The sequence below is a fragment of the Streptomyces sp. NRRL F-2664 genome (assembly GCF_000719345.1).
GTDB lineage: Bacteria > Actinomycetota > Actinomycetes > Streptomycetales > Streptomycetaceae > Streptomyces.
Genome location: NZ_JOFX01000280.1, coordinates 1 through 740, shown reverse-complemented (window position 1 = coordinate 740; position 740 = coordinate 1). Strand labels below are relative to the sequence as shown.

Here is a 740-nt window from a genome sequence, read left to right as displayed (position 1 = left end):
AGTCGCCAACCGCCCGGTCTATATGGCCCTCGCGGTCACGGCCGAGGGCCACCGCGACATCCTCGGCTTGTGGGCCGGCGGCGAAGGAGGCGAGGGCGCCAAGCACTGGCTGCGGGTCCTGACCGAGCTGAAGAACCGCGGCCTCGAGGATGTCCTGATGCTGGTCTGCGACGGCTTGAAGGGCCTGCCCGACGCGGTCGGCGAGGTCTGGCCCCAGACCGTCGTCCAGACCTGCGTCGTCCATCTCCTTCGGGCGTCGTTTCGCTATGCCGCCCGCCAGGACTGGGACAAGATCGCCAAAGCCCTGAAGCCCGTCTACACGGCTCCGGCCGAAGACGCCGCGACCAGCCGATTCCTTGAGTTCTGCGAGGAATGGCGCCAGAGGTATCCGGCGATCGTCCGGCTCTGGGAGAACGCCTGGGCCGAGTTCGTCCCCTTCCTGCAGTTCGACGCCGAGATCCGGCGGATCGTCTGCACCACCAACGCCATCGAGTCAGTGAACGCCCGCATCCGCCGGGCAGTGAGGGCCCGCGGCCACTTCCCCTCCGAGAACGCCGCCCTGAAGTGCATCTACCTCGCGGTGATGTCCCTCGACCCGACCGGCACTGGACGCAAACGCTGGACCAGCCGCTGGAAGCGGGCGCTGCAGGCCTTCGACATCACCTTCGACGGACGCCTCACCAACAACCGAATCTGACCTCAGAAACCCAACCAGTTACACCGTTTACTGGACAGACCCG

General features: G+C 66.6%; 1 protein-coding gene. It reads left to right on the top strand.

Annotated features, from left to right (window positions below):
• A partial coding sequence (locus IF89_RS0135755) for an IS256 family transposase (protein WP_030777496.1) occupies nt 1-697 on the top strand: 697 nt, incomplete at its 5' end.
• Between the last annotated feature and the right edge of the window lie 43 nt (nt 698-740).